The organism is Streptomyces sp. AgN23 (genome assembly GCF_001598115.1).
Classification (GTDB): Bacteria; Actinomycetota; Actinomycetes; order Streptomycetales; family Streptomycetaceae; genus Streptomyces; species Streptomyces antimycoticus.
This window is the reverse complement of the sequence record NZ_CP007153.1, coordinates 9,093,700-9,115,001: the sequence shown is the minus strand read 5'-3', so window position 1 is coordinate 9,115,001 and position 21,302 is coordinate 9,093,700. Positions and strand designations below refer to the sequence as shown.

Genomic DNA, 21,302 nt, shown 5'->3' with positions numbered 1-21,302 from the left:
CGTGACGGGAGCCGTCGATGTCCGACGAATTGATCTCGATACTCGTGCTGGTGGTGGTCTTCGTCATCGCCACCACTCGTTCGATCAACATGGGCGCCCTGTCCTTCGCCGCCGCCTTCGGCGTGGGCGAGCTGGTCGCCGACTTCAGCGCGGACCACATCTTCGCCGGGTTCCCGGGCGATCTGTTCGTGGTCCTGGTCGGGGTGACGTATCTCTTCGCCCTCGCCCGGGCGAACGGCACCACCGACTGGCTGGTGCACGCCTCGATCCGGATGGTGGGCGGGCGGGTCGCGCTGATCCCCTGGGTGATGTTCGCGATCAGCGGGGTGCTGACCGCGATCGGGGCGGTGAGTCCGGCGGCAGTCGCGATCGTCGCCCCTCTCGCGCTCTCCTTCGCCGCGCGGTACCGCATCAGCCCGCTGCTGATGGGGGCCATGGTGGTGCACGGCGCCCAGGGCGGCGGCTTCTCCCCCATCAGCATCTACGGCTCGATCGTCAACGGCATCGTGGACCGGGAGAAGCTGCCCGGCAACGAGGTCACGCTGTTCCTCGCGAGCCTGGTGGTCAACCTGATCATCGCCGCCGTCGTCTTCGTCGCCTGCGGCGGGCTGAAGCTCCCCAGGACCGCCGTCGCCGCCGGCGAGGAGCGGGCGGACGGGGCCGGGGAGGCACCGGCCGACGCGGAGGGCCGTCTCACCCCGGCGCGTATCGCCACGCTGAGCGCGCTGGTGGTGCTGGTGGTCGCGGTGCTCGCCTTCGACCTGGACGCCGGGCTCACCTCGATCACCCTCGCCGTGGCTCTGAGCGTCTTCTGGCCGGACCACGGCAAGAAGGCCGTGAACGAGGTCACCTGGCCCACCGTGCTGCTGATCTGCGGTGTGCTCACCTATGTCGGGGTGCTGGACGAGATGGGCACCATCGACTACGCGGGCAAGGCGGTCAGCGACATCGGGATTCCGCTGCTCGCCGCCCTGCTGCTCTGCTACATCGGCGCGATCGTCTCCGCCTTCGCCTCCTCGGTGGGCATCATGGGCGCGCTGATCCCGCTCGCCGTTCCCTTCCTGGCCCAGGGCGACATCGGCGCGGTGGGGATGATCGCGGCCCTCGCGGTGTCGGCGACCGTCGTCGACGTCAGCCCCTTCTCGACCAACGGGGCGCTGGTGCTGGCCAACGCGCCGGATGTGGACCGGGACCGGTTCTTCCGGCAGTTGATGGTCTACGGCGGGATCATGGTGGTCGCGGTGCCCCCGGTCGTCTGGCTGGCCTTGGTGGTCCCCGGCCTCGGCTGAGCGGGCCGACGGGGAATCCCACCCAGGGTTCAGCCCGCGGCTCCAGCCGACGGGGCCAGTCGGCGGGTCAGCCCGCGGCTCCAGCCCACCGGTCCAGCCAACGGGTCCCGTCGCAGCCCGCGGCTCCAGCCGACGGGTCCAGCCGACGGGCCCAGCCCACCGGTCCAGCCCACCGGTCCAGCCCGCTGGTTCAGCCGGGCGGCAGCGGAACCCAGCGGGATTCCCCCGGGGCGACGCTCAGCGAGCGGTCGGCGAGCCGCACCTCGATCGGGGACTCCTCCGAGTCCGGCACACTGATCCACAGCCTCCCGGCCCGCACCCGCAGGGCGACCCCCCAGTGGCCGCGATAGCGCACCGAGAAGCGGTACTCCGACAGCTCGGGGAGCGGCACCGGGTCCAGCCACAACGCGTCCTCGCGGGTCTCCAGCCCGGTCAGGCCGCGCTGCACCAGATCGAGGGTGCCGCCCATGGCGCCGAGGTGGATGCCCTCGCCGGTGGTGCCGCCCTGGACGTCCGCCACGTCGCCGAGCAGCGCCTCCTGGCAGTGCCGCCATGCCTCGGCCCGGCGCGCCCGCACCAGCACCCAGCCGTGCACCAGCTCGCTGAGGGTCGAGCCGTGGCTGGTCCGGGGCAGGTAGTAGGCCACGGTGGCTCCCCAGACGTCGTCGTCCAGGGCGTAGCCGAGCCGCCGGAAGAGGCCCGCCAGCTCGGCGGGGGCGAAGAGATAGCCGAGCATCAGCGCGTCGGCCTGTTTGGATGCCTGATAGCGGTTGACGGAGTCGCCCTCGGACTCCAGGATCCGGTCCAGCCGGCGGATGTCGCCGTAGCGGGCGCGGTAGCCGTCCCAGTCGAGTTCGGCCAGCTCCCCGTAGCCCTCGAACTGGCTGATGACGCCCCGGTGGAAGGGGACCAGCAGCCGCCGCGAGACGTCCTCCCAGCGCTCCGGCTCGGCGCGGTCCAGGCCCACCCGCTCGAACAGCTCGCGGCGGCGCGGCTCGGGCAGGGTGCGGGCCAGCTCCAGGGCCCGGTCGAGCACCCAGGCGGCGGTGACGTTGGTGTACGCGTTGTCGTCGATCCCGGGGCGGTCGGTGCCGGGATAGCCGTCGTGGTACTCATCGGGCCCGACCACCCCACGGATGCGGTACCGCGCGTGGTCCGGATCCAGCACGGCGGTGTCCGCCCAGAAGCGGGCGATCTGCACCAGCATCTCCGCACCCTTGGTGTACAGGAAGTCGGTGTCGCCGCTGGCCTGGCAGTACTGCCACACGTTGTACGCCACCGCCGAGCCCACATGGTGCTGCAGCCGGGAGTGGTCCGGCAGCCAGCGGCCGGAGCGCGGGTTCAGATGCAGCGTCTGGGTCTCCTCACGCCCGTCGCCACCGCTCTGCCACGGATACATCGCCCCGGCCCGCCCGGCGTCCGCGGCGGCGCGGCACGCCTGGGGCAGCCGCCGGTGGCGGTAGTGCAGCAGGGCCCGGGACACCTCGGGGAAGTGGAGGTTCAGATACGACAGCACGAAGAGCTCGTCCCAGAAGACATGGCCGCGGTACGCCTCGCCGTGGAGGCCGCGGGCCGGGACGCCCACGTCCAGCTCCGCGGTGTGCGGCGAGAGCGTCTGCAGGATGTGGAACAGGTGCAGCCGAAGGACGTGGCCCGCCTCGCCCGGGACCTCCAACGCCGCCTCGCGCCACAGGTGTTCCCATGCGGTGTGGTGGGAGGCGAGTAGCTTCCCGAACTCCGGTGCCCGGGCCACTCCGTCGAGGGCGGCCTGGGTCGGATCGCTCATCGCGGGGTCCTTGGAGGTGTACACCGCCACGGTTTTCTCCACGGTGACCGGTGCGTCCGGCGCTACCGGCACGGTCAGGGTGCGCAGCACCGCGCTCTCGGTGAGCCGCTGCCCGCTGCCGGTGGGCGCGCCGCCGACGGCCCGGGTGCGCGCGGCCATGGCCACGCGCACCTCGGAGGTGGTGGTGCGGCAGCTCAGCCAGACGGTGTCGGGGCCCGCGGCGCCGGTGCGACGGTCGATGAGATGGCGGCCGGCCAGCGCGGCGTAGCGGGCCACGCCGGTGTTGGCCACGGCACTGTCGAGCCCCGACTCCAGCTCGACGGTGCCGGACCAGCCCTCGGCCCGGAAGGTGACGCGCATCGCCGCCAGGTGCGGATCGCCCATGTGGACGAGCCGCTCCTGGTCGACGTGGAGCACCCGGCCGTGCCGGTCGGTGTACCGCAGCCGCCGCAGGAGGGTGCCGTGCCGGAGGTCGAGGGTCTGCCGATAGCCGGTCAGCTCGTCCCCGTCGGGGGTGAGCCAGCCGCCGGTGCCGGCGGGCCGCTCCGGGTCGTGGACGCGGTAGCGCAGCGGGAGCCAGTTCGGCAGGTTGACCAGGTCCTCGTTCTGGACCCGCCGTCCGCCGATCACCGACGTCAGCCGGTTGTAGCAGCCCGCCACATAGGTGCCCGGGTAGTGCATCGCATCGGCGACCGCCTCGGAGGCCGCGCCCCGGGTGGCGAGATAGCCGTTGCCGAGCGTGCACAGCGACTCGCGCAGCCGCTCCTCGCCGGGCTCATAGCCCTCGTACTCCCACACCCAGTCCGCCACGGCCGCTCACCGGCTCTCCTCCCTCGACACCCCCATTGTCATCGAGGCCGCGGGACTTCACCGGCTGCGCCGCGCCCCCGCGCGGCGGGCGCTCAGCAGATCTTGTAGTCGACCCGGCTGCTGTTGTACGAGCAGGTGTCGACCGTGGAGCCGCCGGTCTTGCGGAGGGTGGCCTTGTCCGCGTCGTTGTTCCAGACGTACGCCCGGCGGTCCTGGTACTTGGTGGCCGAGGTGTCGGATCCGATGCCGGTCCGGACGGTCACGGTCTTGCCCGCGCCGAGGGTGTAGCTCGGGAAGGTGTACTTGTGGTTGCTCGCGTCGACCAGCACCCAGCCCTTGAGGCTGACCCCGCGCGAGGTGGAGTTCTTGATCTGTACGTACTCGCCGTTGAGGCTGGAGGTGCTCCGGTTGTCCGTGCCGGGCGAGTCGTAGTAGATCTTGGAAAGGTGTACGGAGCCCGCGGCACCGGCGGGCGTCGCCGGGTACAGCAGGGCGAGCGCGCAGCCGGCGGCGAGCGCCGCGCCGATGCGGGCGGTGTATGCGGACATGAGGTCCCCCCTTGCGTCGTGCATGGTGAAGCAGTGGTAACGCAGGACGGACGGGCGGCCGCGCCCGAAGATGGTTTGGAGTCAGCGAGCTGACTCCTTCGGCGCGGCCGTCCGTCCGTCTTCCCCCCACCTGTGTGGAGGACCAGAGTGGACCACGGCTGAACGCGGCGGCAGGGCTGCGCGGCCCTTGCTCCAGGGCCGTACGGCCCTAGCGCGGAACCGGTCCACGGCTCTATCCGGCCCGGGGCCGCCGGGGGGTGAGACGGCGTCAGCGGCCGAACTGCGCACCGCCGTTGATGTGCAGGACCTGGCCGGTGACGTACGCCGCCTCCGGGGAGGCCAGATAGCGGATGGCGGCCGCGATCTCGACGGGCGTCCCGGGCTGCCCGGTGAGCGTCTGCCCGATCTGCTGGGCGATGAACTCGGGCGTGCCGCGCTCGCCGAAGAATTCGGTGTCCTCGACATAGCCGGGGGCCACCGCGTTGGCGGTGACGCCCTCCGGGCCGAGCCGCTTGGCCAGCTCGAAGGTGTAGGTGTGCAGCGCGGCCTTGGTGCCGCCGTACGATCCGGGGCCGCGCAGCGCCGCGACCGAGGACAGATGGACGATCCGGCCGCCGGGCCGGGTGAGGTGGGGCAGCAGCGCCTCGGTGAGCAGTACGGCGGTCAGCACGTTGGCCGCGAAGTTCCGCTGGTACTGGTCGGCGATGCCCTCCAGGGTGCCGTCGTTGGAGGCCGCGACATTGCCTCCGGCGTTGGTGACGACGACGTCCACCCCACCGTCCGCCGCGATGAACTCGGCGGCGCGCCGGGTCTGCTCGGGGTCGCTGAGGTCCGCACTGGTCCAGGTGACCAGGCCGGGGCCGTAGGCGGCATTGAGCTTGTCCGCCGCGGTGCGCAGCACCTCGGCGCGGCGCCCGAGGATGACCACCCGGTCCCCTTCGGCGGCGAAGGTCTCCGCGGCCGCCAGTCCTATGCCGGTACCGCCGCCCGACACCACGATCCGTCGCCCCATCACGGGCTCCCTCCGTGCAGCTTATTGAATGCCAGTCACATCTATGAACCGCACGCTAGGGAGAAAGCGCATTCCCGTCAAGGCTCAGTACCCAACAGGCAGGCTGTTGCCTTGCGTTCACTATTGACAGGTTCTGTTGGAGATGGCGCAATGGCGGCGCCCCACTTGTCCCAGCAACAGCCTCAGTAGCTGTTCCAGCAAGGAGGACATGTGCGTTTTCGTTCATCTTTCGCCAGATCCGTGGTCGCGACCGTGGCCTTGGCGCTTGGCGCGCTCGGTCTGCTGACCGGTCCAGGCCCGGCCGCGGCCGACACCCCCTCCGACGGCTCCCCGGTCGTCCAGGGCCTCCGCGGCGACTACTACCTCCAGTCCGCCCCGGGGGCCTTCGACTTCCATGAGCTGAAGGCCACCAGCCTCGACACCGCCCTGGACTTCGACAATCTGGATCCGCGGCTGCAGGCGACCACCGGACGGTCCGACGACGTCAGCGTCCGCTGGACCGGCCAGATCACACCGGAGCGCTCCGGTGCGCACACCTTCTCGATCACCGGCGACAACGGCTTCCGGCTGTGGATCGACGGCAAACCGGTCATCGACCACTGGGTGGACGACTGGGACAAGGAGCAGACCTCCCAGCCCGTCGAGCTCACCGCGGGCAAGGCGTATGACATCAAGGTCGAGTACTTCGAGCACTACGGCGGCTCCAACCTCCACCTGTCCTGGACCCCGCCGGGCGCGGCCAAGGCGCCCGTGCCCGCGTCCGCCTTCCGGCTGCCCGCCGACTTCACCTACGACGGCCCCCTGACCAGCGCCGTCCAGCCCGACGGCCGCACTCTGCTGCTGGACTTCGCCCAGCCCCTGACCACTCCCCCGGCCGACCTGACGTCGCATCTGACCGCCGTCATCGGCGGAGCGGCCTGGCCGCTCGGGCGCGCCCGGCTGGACGCTTCCGACCCGTCCCGGCTGCTGCTCGCCCTGAAGGAGCCGGTGGTCGGCCGCGGCGGCGAGGCCGTTGTGCGCTACGACGGCGAGGGCGGGCTGGAGGACGGCGACGGCGCCATCGAGCCGTATGTGTCGTTCGGCGGCAACACGTCGACGTATCAGCTGAGCACCCCCTGGGCCAAGGACGTCGGGCCCGACAACGCGCACCCCGAGTACCCGCGCCCTCAGCTGACCCGCGATCAGTGGCGGAACCTCAACGGGAGCTGGCAGTTCGCCGCCGCGAAGGAGGGGGAGAAGCCCCCCGTCGGGCAGCGGCTGGGGGAGCGGATCCTGGTGCCGTACCCGGTGGAGTCCAAGCTCTCCGGCGTGGAGCGCCATGAGGACCGCATGTGGTACCGGCGGACGTTCACCGTGCCGGCCGACTGGAAGGTCGGCGACGGAAGGCGGTTGCGGCTGAACTTCGACGCCGTCGACTGGCAGGCCGAGGTGTATGTGAACGGCACCCGGGTGGCCGACCACCGGGGCGGCTACGACCGGTTCAGCGCCGATGTCACCGACGCCCTGCGGCCGGGCCGCACCCAGGAACTGATCGTCGGCGTCTACGACCCGACCGACGCGGCCGACGGCGAGAACCCGCCGATGGGCAAGCAGCGTCTGGACCCCAGCGGCATCTTCTACACCCCCTCCTCCGGCATCTGGCAGACCGTCTGGATGGAGCCGGTCGCCGCCGACCACGTGGACACCCTCAAGCTGACCCCGGACGTCCCCGGCAAGGCCCTCACCACCGAGGTCCGCGGGGTGCGCGACGGCGTCCCGGTCACCGCGACCGCCTACGACGGACGGCGCGTGGTCGGCACCGCCACCGGGCGCACCGGGAAGCCGCTGACCGTCCCCGTGCCCTCGCCGCATCTGTGGTCCCCCGACGATCCGCATCTGTACCAGCTGAAGGTCACGGTCGGCCGGGGCGCCTCGGCGGACCGGGTGGAGAGCTACTTCGGCATGCGGAGCATCGCCGTCAAGGAGGTGGACGGCAAGCAGCGCACGGTGCTCAACGGGAAGCCGATCTTCTCCATGGCCACCCTCGACCAGGGGTTCTGGCCCGACGGACTGCACACCGCGCCGACCGACGAGGCCCTCGCGTACGACCTGAAGATGCATAAGCGCATGGGCTTCAACTCGGTGCGCAAGCACATCAAGGTCGAGCCCGACCGCTGGTACTACTGGGCCGACCGGCTGGGCCTGATGGTGTGGCAGGACATGCCCGCCATGAACACGGTCGCCCCGTCCGAGAAGGCGCAGGCGCAGTACGAGCACGAGATGAAGCGGATGATCGACCAGCACATCAGCAGTCCGTCGATCGCCATCTGGGTCACCTTCAACGAGAGCTGGGGCCAGTACGGCGGCCCGAAGGTGCCCGAGCTCGCCAAGGGCTGGGACCCCACCCGGCTCATCGACGGCGCCAGCGGCTGGAACGACACCGGCAACGGCGACCTCGCCGATATCCACGCCTATCCAGGACCGGGCGATCCGCGCCCCGACGCCTCACGGGCGGGCGTCACGGGTGAGTACGGCGGCCTGGGCCTGGCCATACCGGGACACGCCTGGCCCGTGCAGCACACCTATGTCGGCGTGGACAAGGACCAGTACACCGAGGAGTACCTGAAGCTGCTGGACAAGGTGCGCGAGCTGGTCGCGTGCAACGGCAGCAGCGGGGCCGTCTACACCCAGATCACGGATGTGGAGGGCGAGCTGAACGGGCTGCTCACCTATGACCGCAAGGAGGTCAAGCCCGATGTGGAGCGGCTGCGCCGGGCCCATCAGGCACTGATCCGCGACGCGGCGAACCCGGCGTCCATGGAGTGCACCACGTAGGCACACTGCTCGGACAGGGTGGTGACCCGCTCCGGGGCGCGGCAGCCCCGGGGCGGGTCATTCCGTCGCCAGCGCCTCGATGGCGGCGACCGTACGGTCCACCACCACGTCGTACAGCCTGCTCTGCGCCCGCGGCAGCCTCGACAGCAGCGGGGCGACCACTTCCCGCTCCTCCTGGGGGTAGCGGGCCAGCGCCTCGCTCAGGGCGTCCAGTTTGCGGGCGGAGACGGGGCCGCGGTGGGTCTCGTAGACCGCGTGGCCGATGACGGTGGAGCCGATGAGGGTCACCGCCAGCGCGAGATCGTCCTCGGTCAGCCGCAGGGGGCGCAGCATCCGGGTCAGGGTCACCAGGGAGGAGATCCGGGCGGGCTGCTGGGTGGCGGCCATATAGGGGAGCAACTGGCGGTGGGGCAGCAGATAGTCGCGACTGCTGTGCATCCAGGCGCGCAGCCGCTCCTGCCAGGTCTCCCCCGGCGGATCCTTGTGCTGGGTCTCGGCCAGGACCCGGTCGGCCACGGCCTGGAGGAGATCGTCGCGATCGGGGAAGTAGCGGTAGAGCGCCATGGGGGCGGAGCCGACCGCCTCGGCGACCCTCTTGACGGTCAGCGCTACCTCCGGCTCGCGGAGCGCCAGCTCGGCGGCGCTGCGGACGATCTGCTCGCGCGACAGGCGGGGCGGGCGCCCCCGTCCCCTGCGGACGGTCCCCTCCGCGGTCCCGGCCATCCGGTGTCCTTTCGCTCGCCCCCGTCGTGCCAGGCCCCAAGGCTACGCAAGTCGGCTCGGGTGCCGCTCGTGGCCGTCCGCCGCCTTGAACGCCGCCGCGCGCCGTGCCGGCGTGACGACCCGTCCAGCCCGTCCGAGCCCCCCGGGAGACCTGACGATGACCGCATCCGACCTGCCCGTGGACATCGTGCGCCCCGTCGCCACGGCCACCCGGGTCTCGACGTTCAGCGCGGGCCGCCCCGCCGAACCGGCCTCGCGCTCCTGGTCGGCCGGGCCCGGCACGGTCGCGATCGGGGACATCTCGGTCTGCCCGTAGAGGTTGTACAGATCCTCAAGCGTGAACTGCGGGAGAGCTACCGCGGCGTGGCGGCCGAGCCGACGGGCGAGAGCGGCGGCTATATTTGACGTACCAGTTACACAAATTTATGCGACACTGCTGCGGCACCTGACGTGGATCGGCCGTGCCCCGACGAAGGACCACCGTGACTTCCTTACCTCCGACCCCCGATGCCCCCGAAGCGGCGCCGGCCGCCCACCCGCCGCGCTCCGGAGCGGTGGTCGCCGTCCTGGCGTTCGGCGGAATCGTCGTCTCCCTGATGCAGACCCTCGTGGTGCCGCTGATCCCGGATCTCCCGGGACTGCTGCACACCTCGGCCTCGGACGCCTCCTGGGCGATCACCGCCACCCTGCTCGCCGGCGCCGTGGCCACCCCCGTACTGGGCCGGCTCGGCGATATGTACGGCAAGCGGCGGACGCTGCTGCTCAGCCTGACGATGCTGGTGGTCGGATCGGTGGTGTGCGCGCTCTCCGACGCGCTCGCGCCCATGATCGTCGGCCGGGCGCTCCAGGGCTTCTCCGCGGGTGTGATCCCGCTGGGCATCAGCATCATGCGGGACGAGTTGCCCGCCGAACGGCTCGGCTCGGCGATGGCCCTGATGAGCTCCTCGCTGGGCGTCGGCGGCGCCCTCGGTCTGCCCGGCGCTGCGGCGCTGGCCGAACACGCCGACTGGCATGTGCTGTTCTGGGTATCGGCGAGCCTGGGCGTGGTGGTGATCGCGCTGGTGCTGGCGCTCGTACCGGAGTCCCCGGTACGCGGCGGCGGGCGGTTCGACCTGGTGGGCGCCATCGGGCTGTCGGCCGGGCTGCTCTGTCTGCTGCTGGCCATCTCCAAGGGCGCCGACTGGGGCTGGGGCAGCGCGACCACCACCGGACTGTTCGGCGCGGCGGTGGTCGTGCTGCTGCTGTGGAGCCGGTGGGAGCTGCGGGTGACCGGGCCGCTGGTGGATCTGCGCACCACCGTCCGGCGTCAGGTGCTGCTGACCAATCTGGCCTCCATCGTCATCGGCTTCGCGATGTTCGGGATGTCGCTGGTGCTGCCGCAGCTGCTGCAGATGCCCGAGGCGACGGGGTACGGACTGGGCCAGTCGATGATGACCGCCGGTCTGTGCCTGGGCCCGTCCGGTCTGGTGATGATGGCCATCTCACCGCTGTCGGCGCGGATCACTGCCACCTGGGGCCCCAAGGTGTCGCTGATGCTCGGCGCGGGGGTGATCGCCGCCGGGTACGGCATGGGTGTCTTCCTGATGGACGCCGCATGGCAGGTCGTGATCATCTCGTGTGTGATCGGCGCCGGGATCGGACTCGCCTACTCCGCCATGCCCGCGCTGATCATGTCGGCGGTGCCGGTGTCCGAGACGGGCGCGGCCAACGGCCTCAACACCCTGATGCGGTCCATCGGCACCTCGACCGCCAGTGCGGTGGTGGGCGTCGTCCTGGCCCATATGACCACCGCGTTCGGGCCCACCGAGCTCCCGTCCCTGAACGGCTTCCGCACCGCCTTCGTGATCGGCGGAGGTGCCGCGCTGGTGGCGCTCGCGGTCGCCTCGCTGCTGCCGGGCCGCGGGCCGGGCCGGCTCACCACGGCCCCATCGGAGCGGTCCGGCACACCGCAGCCGGTGGCGGGCCGCTGAACCGAGGGCCTACGACAGCCGCCTGTACCCCCGGCCCGCGTGGCGGAAGGGGGATACGGGCGGCTTTGTCGTGGCGGGAGCGCATACGGGCCATCATGTGGACAGCGGTTGACGGAACGGGCCCGTGCGGGGCTGAATGTTGCGGGTGAGGACTGAGCTGCCCCTGGTCACACGCGACCACATCGACTTCGGTCGGGTGTGGTCCGCCTCCTGTTCCGGCTGACCCGGCAGCGGGCCGTCCCACCGGCCGCCCTCTTTTGATCTCGGACTCCTCTGCTCTCGGACTCCTCTGATCTCGGATTTTTCTGCTCTCGGGGCCCTCGCCTGCCACTTCCGCGCCCGACGCGCCATCACCCGCGAACCGCGCCACTCCGGTTCCGGGGTGCTTCTCCCGTGTTCCGCTCTGCCCCCTTTCCCGCTTCCCGAAAGGTCACCCCATGTCCGTGGAGTCCCTCGGCACCGCCGCCACCGACGACGGCTCGCAGCCCGGTCCGCACCTCGGCGCGGCCTTCGCGGCCGAACCCCCGCCCCGGCTGACGGTGGCCCGGGTGACCGTGGACGATCCGCGGGTCGAGCCGCTGCTGCGCGAGTTGGCGTACGAGTACTCCACCCGCTACGGCAGGGCGGCCGACCGTGAGCTGAACCGCTATCCGGCCGAGGAGTTCGCCCCGCCGCACGGGGAGCTGCTTCTGCTGCTGGAGGGCGGAGAGCCGGTCGCCGGGGGTGCGTACCGGCGGTATGACGGGCGGACGGCGGAGCTCAAGCGGATCTGGACGCACTCGGGCCATCGGCGGCGCGGGCTGGCCCGCCGGGTGGTGGCGGAGTTGGAGCGGTCGGCCGCCGAGCGCGGCTACCGCCGGATCTACCTCACCACCGGGCCCCGCCAGCCAGAGGCGCGCGGGCTGTATCTGGCCACCGGCTACACCCCGTTGTTCGATATCTCGGCCGATCCGGAGACCATCGGCCCGCTTCCCTTCGAAAAGGGGCTGTAGGTCCGGCGGAGTCCGGTCCGCCAACGCCCGCCCGTCGGCCCCCGCCGTTCGCCCGCCCGGCCGCTCCAGGCGGGCGGGCACATTTCCCCGTTTACGGTTGACCGTTCTGTGTCAACTGTTGGTGACCGTCGCCACGTGCGGTTTTAGGATGCGGTAATTCTGCCGCGACCCGACCGTCCGAAGGCATGCCATGACCAAAGTCTCGAACGTCGATGCACTCCCCGAGCCAACCGTGCTCAAACGCGCGAAGCGACGGCGTCCCGGACTTCTGGTGGCCAATGCGATCGTGCTGGTACTGGCCGCGATGGCGGTCACCACGATATTCACCAACCCTCGTTTCGAGTGGCACACCGTCGCGAAATACTTCTTTGAAATCCGGGTGCTGAAGGGCATCGGGGTCAGCATCGGAATGACCGCGGTGACCATGGCGATTTCCCTGGTTACCGGCACTCTGGTCGCCCTGATGCGGATGGGCGACTCCCGGCTCATGTCCACCGTCGCGGCCGCCTTTATCTGGGTTTTCCGCAGCATTCCCATGCTGGTACAGCTGCTGTTCTGGTACAATCTCGCCGCCCTGTTTCCGACACTGTCCCTCGGCATTCCCTGGGGGCCGCGTTTCCTCACCTTCGACTCGAACGACGTCATCGGCCCGCTGACCGCCGCGATCATTGGCCTGGCCCTCCATGAGACCGCGTACATCGCGGAGTTGATCCGTTCGGGGCTGCTCGCGGTGCCCGACGGACAGCACCAGGCGGCGTCCGCACTGGGGTTGACGCCGACTCAGATCTTCTTCCGCATCACCCTCCCCCAGGCGCTGCGGGTGATCGTCCCACCGATGGGAAATGAGCTGATATCTCTCCTCAAGGCGACCTCCCTGGTCAGCGTGATCACCTTGGCCGACCTGCTCTACTCGGTCCAGCTGATTTACGCCAAGAACTTCCAGACCGTTCCGCTGTTGATCGTGGCCGCCATTTGGTACATGATCATCACTGGCGTCATCACTCTTCTGCAGCAGCGCCTGGAGCGACGTCTGGGACGGCACACCCTGATTTCGACCGACAAGGCCGGGAAAGCGAAGAGGATCGAGCACTCGGTATGACCGTGGCATCGGAAAAGCAATCGCAGGCCATCGTCTCCCTGCGTGGGATCCGCAAGTCGTTCCGCGACACCGAGGTGCTGCACGGTATCTCCCTGGATATTCACCGAGGTGAGACGGTCTGTCTGATCGGTCCCTCCGGATCCGGAAAGAGCACGCTGCTGCGCTGCGTCAACCACCTCGAAGTGCCGGACCAGGGCGTGGTGGTGGTCGACGGCAGCGTCATCGGCTACCAGCTGCGCGGCCGCACCCTGCATGAGCTGGGCCCCCGGGAGCTGGCCGCCCAGCGCTCGGCGATGGGCATGGTGTTCCAGAGCTTCAATCTGTTCCCGCACCTGACCGCCCGCGAGAACATCGTGGAGGCCCCGCGCCGGGTGCTCGGGCTCTCCAAGGCCCAGGCCGACGCGCGCGCCGTGGAACTGATGACCCGGGTCGGGCTCGTCCACAAGCTGGACAGCTACCCGGACAAGCTCTCCGGCGGCCAGCAGCAGCGGGTGGCCATCGCCCGCGCCCTGGCGATGCGCCCCACGGTGATGCTCTTCGACGAGCCGACCTCCGCCCTCGACCCCGAGATGGTGCAGGAGGTGCTCAGCGTCATCAGGGACCTGGCCCGTGAGGGCATGACGCTGGTCGTCGTCACCCATGAGATGCGCTTCGCCGCCGATATCGCTGACCGGATCGTTTTCATGGACGACGGCCGGATCGTCGAAGAGGGTGCTCCCGACCTGCTGCTGCGCACCCCCTCACACGATCGCACCCGTACGTTCCTGTCGAAGGTCAGCTCATGAGTACCGAACTTCCCCTGCCCGCCAAGACCGTCCGGCGTCTGGAGCTGTGGGACTCCTACCGCTCGTACCAGTATCTCGAGGCCGGGGAGGACTTCCGCGCCTTCGAGCTGGCGCCCGCGCTCGGCCGGGTCCCCGGGTCCGCCCTGGAGTGGCGCGAGGAGGTCGAGGCCCGCGCGCGGGACTTCGAGGAGCGCCATCCGGTGGTCTCCGCCCATGACCACCTCTCGCTGCGCCCCGCGAATCCGGGGGACTTCGCCGACTACCGCCGCCAGGGCCGGGAGTCGATTCCCTACGAGGGCATCGCCCACTCGGGGGTGGACCTGTTCTTCGACGGCGGCCCGGCCGCGGTGAGCATGATCCGCTCGCATGCCCCCTGGGACTGGGACGACGCGGTCAGCGATCTGGCCATGCGCCAGGCGGACCTCGCCCATCAGCGGCTGGTGACGACCGTCCGCACGCTCGAGGAGGCCGACCGGGCACGGGACGGCGATCAGGTGGGAGTGGTGCTGACCCTGGAGTCCGCCTCCCCCATCGGCAATGACATCGACCGGCTCGATCTGCTCTACGGTCTGGGCGTCCGCCTGCTCGGTCTGGTCTACAGCGAGAGCAATCAGCTGGGTTCGGGGCTCGCCGACGCCGGGGACACCGGTCTGACCCTGCTCGGCCGCCGGGCGCTGCGCCGGATGAACGACCTCGGGATCATCGTCGATGTCTCGCACAGCGGGGACGCGACGGCCCTGGACGCCGTGCGCCGCTCCGCCGCTCCCGTGGTGATCACCCACGCCGGGTCGCGGGCACTGTGGCCGACCCCGCGGATGAAGCCGGACGATGTGATCCGGGCCTGCGCCGGGTCCGGCGGGTTCATCGGCGTCGAGGCGGCCCCGCATACGACCATCACCGCCCAGCACCCCCGGCACAGCCTGGACTCGGTCATGGAGCACATCGAGCGCTGTATCGATCTGGTCGGCATCGACCATGTGGCCTTCGGTCCGGACACCAACTTCGGCGACCACACGGCCTGGCACCGGACGTTCGCCCCGCTGTTCGGCAAGGACGACGCGCACGACGGCAAGGCCCCCGAACTGCCGCCGCACGAGGAGGTCGGGTACGTACGCGGCTGCGAGAACCCCGCGGAGGCGGTCGGCAACATGATCCGGTGGCTGTTCGAGCGGGGCTACTCCGAAGCGGACGTGGCCAAGCTCGCCGGGGGCAACGTACGGCGCGTCGCCGAGACCGTCTGGGGCCGCTAGAACCGGTCCCGCTCTTCCTCATCCGCTACCCCCACCTCCCGGAATGGAGCACCCATGCGCAACCGTCCCCATGTCGCCGCATGCGCCCTGCTGGCCTCCCTGACGCTGGCCCTGTCCGCCTGTTCGGTGGACGACACGCCCGGCGACGGCACGGCCGAGAAGAGCCATCCGGCGGCCACGCTCGCTCCCGAGCCCAAGGACAGCGCGCTGGCGGCCGAGGTGCCCGAGGAGTACACCAAGAGGACACTGATCATGGGTGTCAGCGAGTACGCGCCGTATGTCACCTTCGAGTCCGACGGGAAGATCACCGGGCTGGTGCCCGAACTGGCCGCGCAGCTCTCCTCGTTGCTCGATGTGAAGATCAAGGTGGAGCGGACCAACTTCGACGCGGTGATCCCGGGGCTGAAGTCCGGCCGGATCGACCTCAGCGCCCCCTCCGGCGACTTCATCGAGCGTCAGAAGGAGGTCGACTTCGCCGACTTCGCTCAGAGCAGCGTGACGCTGATGGTGCTCAAGGACGGCTCGTTCCGCCCCAAGAACGGGCTCGAGGTCTGCGGGCACAAGGTCGGCGTCGAAAAGGGCGCGGGAACGGAGAATGTGCTCGCCGCGCAGAACAAGCGCTGTGCCGCGAAGGGCAAGCCGTCGGTGGACGCGAAGCTGTACACCGATCTGCCCGCCGCCTCGCTGGCGCTGCAGAGCAAGCGCGTGGACGCGGTGGCCGCGCCCAGCGCCTCCAACACCTCGGTGAGCCAGAACGCGAAGGACCGCTTCGAGACGCTCGAGCTCAAGGACATGCTGGACCTGCCCGCCGCGTCGGCCATCTACGGCATCCAGGCCAAGAAGGGCACCGGGCTGGCCTCCGTGATCGTCAAGGGGCTGCAGAAGATGTACGAATCGGGCACCTACGCCAAGCTCTTCGGCCAGTGGGGGCTGCCGCTGTCCACAGTCACCCGGGGCCAGATCGCCCTCAACGGCTCCAAGCAATCCCAGACCCGGTGAGATCTTCCATGACACGAACCGGTCGGGCCGAAACGAGCGGGGGCAGAGAGCGGGCGGCCTGGGAGGAGCCCGCCCGGCTGCTGGACGAGCGGGTGTGGCGACGCACCCTGCGCGTTCCGATGCGGGACGGGATCGTCCTGGCCGCCGATCTGTTCACCGCCGAGGAGCGGCCCGGGCCCCGCCCGGTCATCCTCGAGCGGACCCCCTACGGCCGCCGCCAGACGCGCGACTCCGACCGCAGCCGCCACGACGAGCCGGTGCCGACGCCGGAGGAGACCTCGGCGTTCTTCGTCCGCGCGGGGTACCACGTGGTGCGGCAGGACTGCCGGGGCCGCGGGGACTCGGACGGTACCTTCGTGAAGTACCTGGGCGAGGGGCCGGACGGCGCGGACACCATCGACTGGATCGCCGCCCAGCCCTGGTGCGACGGCCGGGTGGCCATGATGGGGGTGTCCTACTCGGCACACGCCCAGACGGCGGCCGCGGCCGAGTCCCCCACGGGCCTGTCCGCGATGTTCATGGACTCCGGCGGCTTCGCCTGCGCCTACGAGGCCGGGATGCGGATGGGCGGCGCCTTCGAGCTCAAGCAGATCACCTGGGCCTTCCGGCACGGTGAGGAGAGCCCGGAGGCGGAGCGGGACCCGCTGGTGCGCAAGGCGTTCGCGAGGACGGATCTGCGTGACTGGTTCACCGTGCTGCCGTGGCGCACGGGTGTCTCCCCGCTGCGTCAGGTGGGGAGTTACGAACGCTATCTGCTCGACCAGTGGCGGCATGACGCCTTCGGGGCGTACTGGCGCCAGCCGGCCATCTACGGGCGCGGCCACTACGACCGCTTCCCGGATGTGCCGACCCTGCACATGTCGAGCTGGTACGACCCGTATGTGCGCTCCACCATCGAGAACTTCACCGCCATGGGCCGTCTCAAGCGGTCCCCGGCGTATCTGGTGATGGGGCCGTGGAAGCACGGGCTGCGCTGTGTCACCTTCGCCGGTGATGTGGACTTCGGGCCCGCGTCGACGTTCAGCGGCAATGTGGACACCTCGTATCTGTCCTTCCGGCAGCGCTGGTTCGACGCGGTGCTGGCGGACGGCGACCCGGAGTCGATCCCGCGGGTGCGGTACTTCCTGATGGGCGGCGGGGACGGCCGGCGGGACGAGGCCGGGCGGATGCGGCACGGCGGCCGGTGGCACACCGACACCCAGTGGCCCCCGACCGGGACCCGGGAGACCGCGTTCTACTGCCACACCTCGGGCGAGCTGAGCCGGGAGCGGCCGACGGCGACACGGGCCTGGGTGGAGTACGACTTCGATCCGAACGACCCGGTGCCGACGCTGGGCGGCCAGGTCACCTCGGGTGAGCCGGTGATGGTCGGCGGCGCCTTCGACCAGGTGCCGGACGAGCGGTTCTACGGTGCCCGCCCGCCGTATCTGCCGCTGAACTCCCGGCCCGATGTGATCTCGCTGGCCACCCCGCCGCTGGAGGAGCCGCTGGTGGTGGCCGGACCGGTCACGGCGCGGCTGTTCGTCTCCTCTTCCGCGCCGGACACCGACTTCACGGTGAAGCTGGTCGATGTGCATCCGCCGAACGAGGACTATCCGCACGGCTTCGCGATGAACCTCACCGAGGGCATCTTCCGCTGCCGCTTCCACGAGTCGTTCGAGCGCCCGGAGCCGCTGGAGCCGGGCGAGGTGTACGAGATCGAGATCCCGGCGCCGGACACGGCCAACCGCTTCGAGGCCGGGCACCGGCTGCGGGTGGACATCTCCTCCAGCGACTTCCCCCGGTTCGACGTCAATTCCAATACCGGGGTGCCGGAGGCGGTGAGCCGCCGCAAGGTGGTCGCGACCAACCGGGTCCATATGGACGCGGACCGCCCCTCGGCGGTGCTGTTGTGGACCCAGCCGGGCTGACGTGCCGCGGGCGCGCGGCCGTCACCGCATGATGGTCGCCAGCACGTCCTGCCCCAGCCGGAGCAGGGTGCTGGTGGCCAGCCGGTGGTAGACGTACTTGCCCTCGCGCTCGGACTCGATGAGCCCGGCGTCCCTGAGCTGGCGCAGGGTGCGGGAGACCTGCGTATCGGCGAGCCCCATCCGCTGGGCAAGTTCGGAGGTGGTGATGGGCTCGCCCAGCAGATGGCGGCACACCTCCATCCGGCCCAGGGACGCCAGCGCGGACATCCGGGCCCGCAGCTCCGCCTGGGTGAGCTGATCGGCCGTCCCGTCCTCCCGGGCGGCGAACTGGAGCACCACGGGGTGGGACTCCTCGTCCTTGACGGTCAGATGCGGCCAGACATGGACGGAGGGGAGCAGGAAGAGCGGGCGCGGGCCGATCTCGATCTCGGCGACGGCCAGCTTGTCGTAGCGCACCCGCGCCCCGCCCCGGGAGACCACCGCGGTGGGGCTGAGCCCGGCCAGCACCTCGGCCAGCCCCCGCCGCCGGATGTCGCTGCGGACCCGGGCGGCGGCCGACTCCAGCCGGTCGCGGACCGTACGCCACTCGGAGGCGAAGAACGCCTCGGCGCAGGAGTCCAGAAAGCACAGGAGCCGGCCGCGCAGCCCCTCGGGCGAGGCCACCAGATCGTGGGCCAGCTCCCCCCGCCGGATGGACCGCCGCTCGCACTGGGCCACATAGCGCTCGGCGGCCTCGGGGTCGGTGAGCAGGCGGTGCGCCGGGGGGACGGCCTCACGGAAGCCGAGCACTCCCTGGGAGCACAGGCCCACGAACTCCTCCAGCGGCAGCTTCTCCAGATGGCGCAGCTCGGCCTCGAAGGGCTGGTCCAGCGGGAGCCCCAGCGGAAACAGCAGCCGGCAGCGGAGCCGGGCCCACAGCGGGGACAGGGCGCTCATCTCATGGGCGAGGGAGGGGGAGATCGCCGTCCCGAGCCGGTGCGTCCAGCGCTGGGCCTCGGGGTGGTGGTCGGACTCGGCCATGATGTGCAGCACCGACATGAGCTCGGCCAGCGCCGACCGGCCGACGTACACATCGGCCGGTCGTGCGCGCTGGAGGTTGAGCGTGATCCCCACACCCGCACATTACTCGGCGGGTGACGCGCCCGGCCGGGGTGTCTCGCCAATCGGCGCCGGACCCCCAGGTCAGGGGCTCGGAGTGGCCGGGGCCGGTCGCGGGGCCCGGTCAGTCGCGGGGCAGCAGGGGGCCCAGCGGGCCCAGGTCCAGGTTGAGGTCGTCCTCGGTCAGCCCGAAGTGCTCGCGCAGCTCGGCCATGTTCTGCTCCAGGGCCATCAGCGTCAGCCCGAGCTTCTCTATCTGTTCATCGCTGATGCCACCCTGTTCGACGCGGCGCAGCGCCTGCCGCTCCATGAGCTGCCGCAGCAGCTCGACGATGGTGAGCACCAGACCGGCCAGGCTCTTGCGGACCGACTCCTCGTCCACCTCGATCCGCCGGCCGGGCCGGTGAGCACGGTCATCCGTCATGGCGGGCCCCCTGCCTTCCTCCTCGTTCCTCCTCCTCGCTCTCCACCCGTACGGAGGCGATCAGGGCGCGCAGGGAGATCCGCACCAGGTCGATGTCGGCGATGGTCAGGGTGATCTCCCCCGCGATCACCACGCCTCCGGCGAGCACCCGGTCGAGCAGGTCGACCAGGGCCACCTCCCTGCGCTCGATCGCACGGGTCACGACGTCGCCTCCTCCGGCCGGACCGGGCCTTCGGCCTTCGGCGGACCGGTGAAGGAGTACGGCGGCCAGGGGCCGCTGACCTCCAGGGTGACGGCGGGGCAGCGCTCCCCCAGCGTGGCCACCAGGGCGGTGAACTCCTCGGTGAGGCCGTCGGGCACCAGATAGGAGTTGTTCAGCACCATCCATCCCTCGTACGCGGCCAGCGCGGTGTCCTGCGGTGGATGGGCGGCCGTCGCCACCGCCAGCGCGGCGAGGGAGGCATGGATCTCCTCCGCGCGCTCGGTCGCCCGCAGATGCGCGGTCTCCTGGTCCTGCCGCTGAGCCCGCCGGCGCAGCAGATAGGCGGTGCCGGGGCTGTCCTCGCCGCCGGCGGGCTCGTCCGGGTCGGGCAGGAAGGACCTGGGGTCGACATACGCCTTGACGCCCCACTCGGTGCGGCCCGCCACCCGCCGCAGCGTGGCCGTGAAGTCCTCCCGGCGCTCCTGGAGCATCGCGCGGACCCGGTCGTCGTCGTGGTAGAGCGTGGCGAAGCGCAGCGGGATGACCTGGCCCTGGCGGGCCGCGCCGTTGATCACCCGGTGGTGGGCGCGGGCTGTGCGCTCCAGCCACTCCAGGTCCTCCAGATGGCCGCGCAGCGCTTCCTCGTCGAACTCCTCCAGCGGTACGGAGCCCACCACGGCGGCCAGCCCCGCCTTCTCCACCAGGCGCACCGGCTCGTCCGCCACGCCGGTGAGCCCCTGCGGCGGGGCGCCGTCCTCCGGGGCGGCCATCACCGCGTACAGCCAGGTGGCGAGGGAATCGGTCACCGTTCGTCCTCCCGCTCCGCGCCGCGGTCCGCCTCGCGGGCGCCGGGGCCTTCCTCCAGCTCGCCGACGCGGCGCCGCAGCCGCTCGTTCTCCTCCAGGACGTCCCGGGCGCCGGAGGAGAGCGTGGGGTCGTGCTCCCACCAGTCGATGCCCATCTCCTTGGCCCGGTCCACGGAGGCGACCAGCAGCCGGATCTTGATCGTCAGCAGTTCGATGTCCAGCAGATTGATCTGGATATCCCCGGCGATGACGATGCCCTTGTCGAGCACTCGCTCCAGGATGTCGGCCAGGCTGGAGGGCTCGGACCCACGGCGCGCCGGTTCGCGTGCGCCGCCGGTGCGCCGGGCCGGCGCGTTCCAGTCGGAGCTCTGGTTCATGTGTTCTCCCCCCTGCCCCGGTAGTAGCGCTCGGTGCGGCGGTAGGAGGCGAGCTCGCCGTGGTCGTCCAGCTCGACCTGGTACTCGGCGAGGATGTCGGTGGAGTCCGGTATCCGGTGGGTCTCGACGACCTCGATGCCGATGACCCAGCCGTCCTCCCCGCGCTCCAGCGAGGTGACGCCCTCCGCTGCCCGTCCGGTCAGCCCCTCGACATGGCGCGCCGCACTCCGCGCGGCATCGCGGGCATCCAGGACGGGGCGGCGGGGCCGGGAACGCTCCCGCTCGTGGCCCTGCTCGTGCCGGTCCCGTTCCTCATGGGGCCGGGTGCGCGACCGCTCCTCGCGGCGCTCCTCGTGATGGCGCTCCTCGCGGCGGCGCTCCTCGCGAGGCCGTTCCTCGGGGGGCACG

Annotated in this window: 20 protein-coding genes; 9 read left to right on the top strand and 11 right to left on the bottom strand. The window is 70.8% G+C overall.

The window, feature by feature from the left end:
- Positions 1-17: 17 nt before the first annotated feature.
- On the top strand, positions 18-1,289 hold the full coding sequence (locus AS97_RS39570; protein WP_059146092.1) for an SLC13 family permease: 1,272 nt from the start codon (positions 18-20) through the stop codon (positions 1,287-1,289).
- Between the two features lie 190 nt (positions 1,290-1,479).
- On the opposite strand, the gene AS97_RS39565 is transcribed toward AS97_RS39570, so the two are convergent.
- The 3 genes from AS97_RS39565 to AS97_RS39555 form a co-directional block, all read right to left on the bottom strand.
- Positions 1,480-3,885, bottom strand: a complete 2,406-nt coding sequence (locus AS97_RS39565; RefSeq protein WP_086705914.1) for a glycosyl hydrolase family 65 protein — start codon at positions 3,883-3,885, stop codon at positions 1,480-1,482.
- Between the two features lie 92 nt (positions 3,886-3,977).
- The gene (locus AS97_RS39560) at positions 3,978-4,433 is read right to left on the bottom strand and encodes a lamin tail domain-containing protein (RefSeq protein ID WP_086705915.1); all 456 of its coding nucleotides are present in this window, start codon (positions 4,431-4,433) and stop codon (positions 3,978-3,980) included.
- A 268-nt stretch (positions 4,434-4,701) separates the two neighbouring features.
- Positions 4,702-5,445 carry an SDR family oxidoreductase gene (locus AS97_RS39555; protein WP_059146095.1) on the bottom strand — a complete coding sequence of 248 codons (744 nt, stop codon included), beginning with the start codon at positions 5,443-5,445 and terminating at the stop codon, positions 4,702-4,704.
- A 252-nt stretch (positions 5,446-5,697) separates the two neighbouring features.
- Here AS97_RS39555 and AS97_RS39550 point away from each other — a divergent pair, with 252 nt between their 5' ends.
- Positions 5,698-8,259 carry a PA14 domain-containing protein gene (locus tag AS97_RS39550; RefSeq protein WP_236669516.1) on the top strand — a complete coding sequence of 854 codons (2,562 nt, stop codon included), beginning with the start codon at positions 5,698-5,700 and terminating at the stop codon, positions 8,257-8,259.
- Between the two features lie 57 nt (positions 8,260-8,316).
- Here the strand turns inward: AS97_RS39550 and AS97_RS39545 are convergent, their stop codons facing one another.
- Together AS97_RS39545 and AS97_RS47935 are read right to left on the bottom strand one after the other, a co-directional pair.
- Complete coding sequence (locus AS97_RS39545) at positions 8,317-8,982, bottom strand: TetR/AcrR family transcriptional regulator C-terminal domain-containing protein (protein WP_086705917.1); 666 nt, start codon at positions 8,980-8,982, stop codon at positions 8,317-8,319.
- A gap of 42 nt (positions 8,983-9,024) precedes the next feature.
- Complete coding sequence (locus AS97_RS47935; RefSeq protein ID WP_247204859.1) at positions 9,025-9,381, bottom strand: AMP-binding protein; 357 nt, start codon at positions 9,379-9,381, stop codon at positions 9,025-9,027.
- A gap of 83 nt (positions 9,382-9,464) precedes the next feature.
- Between AS97_RS47935 and AS97_RS39535 the strand changes: the two genes are divergently transcribed.
- The 7 genes from AS97_RS39535 (at position 9,465) to AS97_RS39505 (ending at position 17,987) form a co-directional block, all read left to right on the top strand.
- Positions 9,465-10,952 (top strand): MFS transporter, encoded by a 1,488-nt coding sequence (locus AS97_RS39535; RefSeq protein WP_059146099.1) that lies wholly within the window; start codon positions 9,465-9,467, stop codon positions 10,950-10,952.
- Between the two features lie 437 nt (positions 10,953-11,389).
- Positions 11,390-11,944 carry a GNAT family N-acetyltransferase gene (locus AS97_RS39530; RefSeq protein WP_236669517.1) on the top strand — a complete coding sequence of 185 codons (555 nt, stop codon included), beginning with the start codon at positions 11,390-11,392 and terminating at the stop codon, positions 11,942-11,944.
- 190 nt (positions 11,945-12,134) lie between these two features.
- Entirely contained in the window at positions 12,135-13,043 is a 909-nt protein-coding gene (locus AS97_RS39525; RefSeq protein WP_210566583.1) for an amino acid ABC transporter permease, read from the top strand.
- Positions 13,040-13,828 carry an amino acid ABC transporter ATP-binding protein gene (locus tag AS97_RS39520; RefSeq protein ID WP_059146101.1) on the top strand — a complete coding sequence of 263 codons (789 nt, stop codon included), beginning with the start codon at positions 13,040-13,042 and terminating at the stop codon, positions 13,826-13,828. Before AS97_RS39525 ends, AS97_RS39520 begins: the two co-directional genes overlap by 4 nt.
- The gene (locus AS97_RS39515) at positions 13,825-15,078 is read left to right on the top strand and encodes a membrane dipeptidase (protein WP_059146102.1); all 1,254 of its coding nucleotides are present in this window, start codon (positions 13,825-13,827) and stop codon (positions 15,076-15,078) included. The genes AS97_RS39520 and AS97_RS39515 overlap by 4 nt, the downstream gene beginning before the upstream one ends.
- A gap of 54 nt (positions 15,079-15,132) precedes the next feature.
- Positions 15,133-16,077 carry a transporter substrate-binding domain-containing protein gene (locus tag AS97_RS39510; RefSeq protein ID WP_059146103.1) on the top strand — a complete coding sequence of 315 codons (945 nt, stop codon included), beginning with the start codon at positions 15,133-15,135 and terminating at the stop codon, positions 16,075-16,077.
- 8 nt (positions 16,078-16,085) lie between these two features.
- Positions 16,086-17,987: a CocE/NonD family hydrolase gene (locus AS97_RS39505; protein WP_086705920.1), complete on the top strand. Its 1,902-nt coding sequence runs from the start codon at positions 16,086-16,088 to the stop codon at positions 17,985-17,987.
- Between the two features lie 21 nt (positions 17,988-18,008).
- Here the strand turns inward: AS97_RS39505 and AS97_RS39500 are convergent, their stop codons facing one another.
- The 6 genes from AS97_RS39500 to AS97_RS39475 all read right to left on the bottom strand — a co-directional run bounded on the left by AS97_RS39500 (position 18,009) and on the right by AS97_RS39475 (position 21,301).
- Positions 18,009-19,100: a helix-turn-helix domain-containing protein gene (locus tag AS97_RS39500; RefSeq protein ID WP_059146104.1), complete on the bottom strand. Its 1,092-nt coding sequence runs from the start codon at positions 19,098-19,100 to the stop codon at positions 18,009-18,011.
- Positions 19,101-19,209: 109 nt separating this feature from the next.
- A complete protein-coding gene (locus AS97_RS39495; protein ID WP_059146105.1) occupies positions 19,210-19,509 on the bottom strand; it encodes a gas vesicle protein K in 300 nt (99 codons plus the stop codon).
- Positions 19,499-19,711, bottom strand: coding sequence for a gas vesicle protein (locus tag AS97_RS39490; protein ID WP_059146106.1), 213 nt, complete (start codon positions 19,709-19,711; stop codon positions 19,499-19,501). Before AS97_RS39490 ends, AS97_RS39495 begins: the two co-directional genes overlap by 11 nt.
- On the bottom strand, positions 19,708-20,517 hold the full coding sequence (locus AS97_RS39485) for a GvpL/GvpF family gas vesicle protein (RefSeq protein ID WP_210566582.1): 810 nt from the start codon (positions 20,515-20,517) through the stop codon (positions 19,708-19,710). Before AS97_RS39485 ends, AS97_RS39490 begins: the two co-directional genes overlap by 4 nt.
- Positions 20,514-20,894, bottom strand: a complete 381-nt coding sequence (locus tag AS97_RS39480) for a gas vesicle protein (protein WP_059146107.1) — start codon at positions 20,892-20,894, stop codon at positions 20,514-20,516. The genes AS97_RS39485 and AS97_RS39480 overlap by 4 nt, the downstream gene beginning before the upstream one ends.
- A complete protein-coding gene (locus tag AS97_RS39475) occupies positions 20,891-21,301 on the bottom strand; it encodes a gas vesicle protein (protein ID WP_059146108.1) in 411 nt (136 codons plus the stop codon). The genes AS97_RS39480 and AS97_RS39475 overlap by 4 nt, the downstream gene beginning before the upstream one ends.
- Between the last annotated feature and the right edge of the window lies 1 nt (position 21,302).